At 36.7% G+C, this 5,555-nt stretch carries 5 protein-coding genes and 1 tRNA gene; 5 read left to right on the top strand and 1 reads right to left on the bottom strand.

Features of this window, described 5'->3' with window-relative positions:
* The first annotated feature begins 217 nt into the window (after nt 1-217).
* Nucleotides 218-1,123, top strand: a complete 906-nt coding sequence (locus tag ABIQ28_RS05975) for a WYL domain-containing protein (RefSeq protein ID WP_348035968.1) — start codon at nt 218-220, stop codon at nt 1,121-1,123.
* A gap of 69 nt (nt 1,124-1,192) precedes the next feature.
* Here the strand turns inward: ABIQ28_RS05975 and ABIQ28_RS05970 are convergent.
* Nucleotides 1,193-1,274, bottom strand: a tRNA-Leu gene (locus ABIQ28_RS05970).
* 155 nt (nt 1,275-1,429) lie between these two features.
* On the opposite strand from ABIQ28_RS05970, the gene ABIQ28_RS05965 reads away from it, so the two are divergent.
* From ABIQ28_RS05965 to ABIQ28_RS05950, 4 genes are all read left to right on the top strand, one after another.
* Entirely contained in the window at nt 1,430-2,371 is a 942-nt protein-coding gene (locus ABIQ28_RS05965) for a ribose-phosphate pyrophosphokinase (RefSeq protein WP_348035967.1), read from the top strand.
* Nucleotides 2,372-2,459: 88 nt separating this feature from the next.
* The gene (locus ABIQ28_RS05960) at nt 2,460-3,095 is read left to right on the top strand and encodes a 50S ribosomal protein L25/general stress protein Ctc (protein ID WP_348035966.1); all 636 of its coding nucleotides are present in this window, start codon (nt 2,460-2,462) and stop codon (nt 3,093-3,095) included.
* A 280-nt stretch (nt 3,096-3,375) separates the two neighbouring features.
* Complete coding sequence (gene pth, locus ABIQ28_RS05955) at nt 3,376-4,008, top strand: aminoacyl-tRNA hydrolase (protein WP_348035965.1); 633 nt, start codon at nt 3,376-3,378, stop codon at nt 4,006-4,008.
* Between the two features lie 152 nt (nt 4,009-4,160).
* Nucleotides 4,161-5,363, top strand: a complete 1,203-nt coding sequence (locus ABIQ28_RS05950; protein WP_348035964.1) for a porin — start codon at nt 4,161-4,163, stop codon at nt 5,361-5,363.
* Nucleotides 5,364-5,555: the final 192 nt, after the last annotated feature.

Below are 5,555 nucleotides of genomic sequence, written 5' to 3'. Positions count from 1 at the left end.
GCCAAAGTGCAACCTACTATAATAAGTGCGACTGTAATTTCATCTTTGCAGAAATCATCTTCGCCACCTTTATTGTAAGGCATATCATATGGTGATATGTTGCTTAATTGATCCAATTGTGATTTTTTTAAATCCATAAGGCATTGTTTTTTATTGTTTGAAACAAAGTTAATCTGTAGCTTTCCCAGATAATGGGAAAGTAAAAAAATCAATAATTATGAGTAAAGACATTCGGCGGTATTTAGTTTTTTTGGAGCTCTTGTCACAGGATGGTGGCTTGGTAACTTGGGAGCAAATAGAAACTGCGCTGAAAAGGGAAGGCTTAAATTTTTCGACCTCTTCCTTAAATAGAGATTATAAATTTTTGGTTGACCTTGGATTTAAAATTCACAACGTCAAAACCAAAGGTTATAAGTTAGAAGTAGAAAACACAGAAGAATTTTCTTTCTTAACCAATCTCTTCAAACGGATTGCCTTATCAAACTTGCTCAATAAAAGCGTCACTTTAGAGAAAGAGACCCATAAATATCTGTCCTTGGATGAAACCAGTTTGGTTAAGAATTTCCAATATTTTGATGTTATTTTGGAAGCGATTAAAAACCGTAAAGAAATTAGTTTTCAGCACACCAGTTTTTATCATACCAATAGAAAAGATGTCAAGACTCATGCTATAAAACCGCATTTACTTAAAGAATATCAAAACAGATGGTATGTCGTAGGAGAAAATGATCAAGGTTTTCGGGTGTTTGGCCTCGATAGACTCGCAGATTTAAAAGTTTTAGATAAGCCATCTTTTAAAAACAAAACGGAAGAAGCTAACAAAAAACTATCTCATACTATTGGTTTAAATTTTAGTGATCATAAACCGACACGCATGGTTCTGCGTTTTCATGCCAGCCAGAAGCCTTATTTGGAATCCTTGAAGCTGCACCGCTCACAAGAAGAGGTCGCCGATGGTTTAGACGGTTTTTACACCATTAAATTATTTGTGAGCTACAATTTTGAGCTGAAGCAGCAATTGTTGAAATATGGAAGCTTGGTGGAGGTTTTAGAGCCTGATTTTGTCAGAGATGATATCAATAAGGAGCTAGAGAATGCCTTTAAGGCTTATCAAATCGCATAAAATGAAGAATTTGCGTCGTTGCTCATGTAAATAAAAAAAAGGCTCCAACATTTCTGTTGAAGCCTTTTGTACTCAAGGTGGGAATCGAACCCACACGTCTCGCGACATTGGATTTTGAATCCAACGTGTCTACCAATTCCACCACTTGAGCATGTATTCGGTAATAAGACTGCAAAACTATAAAATATTTTTCTACAAACAACTAAAATATCTCACTTTTATACTTTTTCTGTCCAAATAAATGTTTAAATTTGCAGCCTGTTAAATAAAACGAGCATTAATTCGTTATAAAACAATCTTTTACCGATGCCTAACTTTGTTCCAGAAGCCAAAATTTTTGCATGCTCACAGAGCACAGAACTTGCTGAGAAAATAGCAAAGACCTTTGGTGTGTCTTTGGGAAATGTCATTACCTCCACGTATAGTGATGGTGAGTTTCAGCCTTCTTACGAAGAGTCCATCAGAGGGACGCGTATTTTTATCATTGGATCAACACATCCTGGCCCTGAACATTTGATGGAAATGTTATTGATGATTGATGCTGCAAAGCGTGCTTCAGCGAGACATATTACTGCAGTGCTACCTTATTTTGGTTGGGCAAGACAGGATAGAAAAGATAAGCCAAGAGTGCCGATTGCTGCTAAATTAGTAGCGAAAATGCTGGAAGCAGCTGGAGCAACCCGTATTATCACTATGGATTTACATGCGGATCAAATTCAGGGGTTCTTTGAAAAACCAGTAGATCATTTATTTGCATCTACCGTGTTTTTACCTTATTTGAGAAGTTTGAATCTCGAAAACTTGACCATTGCTTCTCCTGATATGGGCGGTTCTAAAAGAGCCTATGCCTATTCAAGAGCTATGGAAAGTGATGTCGTGATTTGCTACAAGCAACGTGAAAAAGCCAATGTCATTTCACATATGGAATTGATTGGCGATGTCAAAGGTAAAAACGTGGTTTTGGTAGATGATATGGTGGATACCGCCGGAACATTGACCGCTGCTGCCGATTTGATGATGGAACGTGGCGCCTTGAGCGTTAGAGCTATTTGTACGCACCCTATTTTATCGGGGAATGCTTATGAACGCTTGGAAAACTCAAAATTGCAAGAACTAATCGTTACCGATTCAATTCCTTTAAAACAAAAAAGCGATAAGATTAGAGTTCTCAGCTGTGCTGAGTTATTTGCTGAGGTAATGCACAACGTACATTACAATAAATCGATCAGCTCTAAGTTTTTAATGTAGTAGTCCCATCCCGACCTTCCCAAAGGAAAGGAGAGAGTGGGATTAACAATAATAAATAATAGTAATAATTAATAAATAATTTTCAAAAATGAAATCAATTACAATCAATGGATCTCCAAGAGAAAGCGTAGGCAAGAAAGCAACAAAAGCCTTACGTAATGCTGGCCAGGTTCCTTGCGTACTATACGGAGGAGACAAAGCAGTGCATTTCTCAGCACCTGAATTGGCTTTTTCTAAACTGGTTTATACGCCAAATGCGCATACAGTTGTGATTGCCTTAGAAAACGGAGCGTCGCTTAATGCAATTATGCAAGACATCCAATTTCACCCAGTAACAGACAGAATCTTACACATAGATTTCTATCAGTTATTTGACGATAAAGAAATTACTATGGAAATCCCTGTTAATTTCATCGGATCTTCTAGAGGAGTATTAAATGGTGGTGTGTTACGTAAAAACCAACGTCACCTTAAAGTAAAAGCAATTCCTGCAAACTTACCTGATTTTATTGAGGTTGATATTACACCTTTAAGAATTGGAAGTAAAATGTATATTACTGAATTGCCTAATCCAGATTTTACTTTCTTACACCCAGACAATACTGTAGTTTGTCAAGTGAGACGTTCTAGAGCAAGTGTTGCTGAATTTGATTCAGAGGAAGAAGAAGAACTAGAAGGAGGAGCGGAAGCAGCTGCAGAAGCAACTTCAGAAGGTCAAGAGTAAATCTTGCTTCATCATATATTTTAAAGCATTCTGTGTATTCAGGATGCTTTTTTTTATTAATGAAACTCAGTTTTGATAAGTTGTAAACGACGCAGTCAAAAATGATAGTTCCACTCATCCGCTTTTTCTTGAAATCTCAACTTTCTAGGTCTAAGGTTTGCACTGGGGTTTAATTCCTTTTATTTTTGCCCTGCACCAAATCATTTGTGAGGATAATTCTTATATTTTCAAAGAAATCATTGTTATTTCGCTTTAAGAAATGCCATAAAATATTTCGTGTATGCTGAGGTTTTTAAACTCTCTTTTTAAATTTTCAAAAAACTCAACGCTGGTTGAAGAAGACATTATGAAAAAATATCTCATTGTAGGTTTAGGTAATATTGGTAGTGAATATGCCAATACGCGCCATAATATTGGTTTTAAAATCTTAGATCATTTAGCGAAAAAGGAAGATTTAAGTTTTGAAACCCAGAAACTAGCAGACGTCACGGTCTATAAATTTAAAGGGCGACAGTTTATTTTAATAAAACCCAATACCTATATGAATTTGAGTGGGAAGGCCATCCAATACTGGATGACCAAAGAGAATATTCCTCTCGAAAACTTATTGGTCATTACCGATGATTTGAATTTGCCTTTTGGAACCATTCGTCTAAAAACGAAAGGCAGTGACGGTGGCCACAACGGATTAAAGGATACACAGGATAAATTGCAAACCACCAACTACAATCGTTTCAGGTTTGGGATTAGCGACGCCTTTAGTAAAGGAAGGCAAGTTGATTATGTTTTGGGAGAATGGACGCCTGAAGAAGAATCAAAATTAGCAGAACGTCTGGACAAATCCATTGAGCTTATAAAATCCTTTGGAACGGCGGGTATCAATATTACCATGAATACGTTTAATGGGCAATAACTGGATTTTATCTACCAGTTTTTGATGTGAGAAATAATAAGTTCTGGTGCATATTTATTCTATCATAGAATCTAATCGTCTATAATTATTTTAAAAACTTTAATGTTTAAGAAATATTAAAGTCAGTTCTTTGCATACGAACTATACAGATCATGAAACTTCAACTCGTACTAATATTATTGTGCTTTTCTGTCTTTTCAGTTATTTATGCACAAGAAACGGATGCTCCCAAGTTTGGAAACGGGCTCATTAATCTCAAGGGAAAAGATAGTACCTGGGCAATGAAAGTCGGATTTCAACTCCAATTTCAAGGCATGGCACAATGGGAGGAACAGAACAGCAGTTTTTCGGATGTAGAATCTAATTTTTTGATCCGAAGAGCCCGCCTAAAATTGGATGGATTTGCCTACTCGCCCAAATTAACTTATAAAATAGCACTCGGACTTTCTAATAGAGATATGTCTGGAGCTTCCGTATATACCTCCAATGCGCCTCGCTATATTTTGGATGCGGTCATGAAATGGAATTTTTATGACAACTTCGAATTGTGGTTTGGTCAAACTAAACTTCCAGGCAATAGGGAGCATGTCATTTCATCAACTAATCTTCAGTTTGTTGATCGCTCACTATTAGATAGTAATTTTACGATTGATAGAGATCTTGGAATTCAATTAAGACATCATTTTAAGTTTTCTGAGAAGTTTATTGTTAAGGAAGCTTTTGCTTTATCTCAAGGTGAAGGCCGAAATGTTACAACTGGTAATCTCGGCGGTTTTCAATATACCTCTCAACTTGAAGTGCTTCCATTTGGTGAATTTACTAAAAAAGGTGATTATGTTGGTGGTGATGTCTATAGAGAAAGCACTCCAAAGCTGGCTTTAGCTATTAGTTATGACTTCAATAACGATGCGGTTAAAACGCGGAGTAATCAAGGTGCTTATATGGTTACGGATACCGGTCTTCATAAAAGTAATATTTCTACTTTGGTCGTGGATGCCATGTTTAAGTACCAAGGACTCTCTTTTATGGGCGAATATGCTCACAGAACCGCTTCTGATCCATTCGCTAAAAATTCTGATGGTTCGCTTACAGGAGATGAGGTTAATATAGGAAAAGGGCTGAATCTTCAGGCAGGTTACCTATTTGTAAACAATTGGGAAGTTTCAGCAAGATTTACCAACATCGCATTTGACCAAGTTATTACGGGAAGAGATCTTGAAAACCAGTACACCTTAGGGGTTTCGAGATATATTTTAGGCCATAAATTGAAAGTTCAAACCGATATGAGCTATTTAGCGATGAATACATCAAGCGATCAACTCATGTGGCGACTGCAATTTGCCATCGATTTTTAAAAAATTAACATTGCGGTAACATTGCTCTTGAAAACTGTAAGGATATTTGCAAACTAGTTTAAACTAACTTATGGATAATATTTATTTTTACATGATGATTGCCTTGGCCATTTTAGCGGTTGCTGATTTGGTGGTTGGGGTGAGCAATGATGCGGTAAACTTTTTGAATTCAGCCATGGGTTCAAAAGCGGT

This window comes from Gelidibacter sp. (genome assembly GCF_039916245.1).
Lineage (GTDB): Bacteria > Bacteroidota > Bacteroidia > Flavobacteriales > Flavobacteriaceae > Gelidibacter.
Note: the sequence above shows the minus strand (reverse complement) of the source record. Positions and strands in the feature narration are given on the sequence as shown.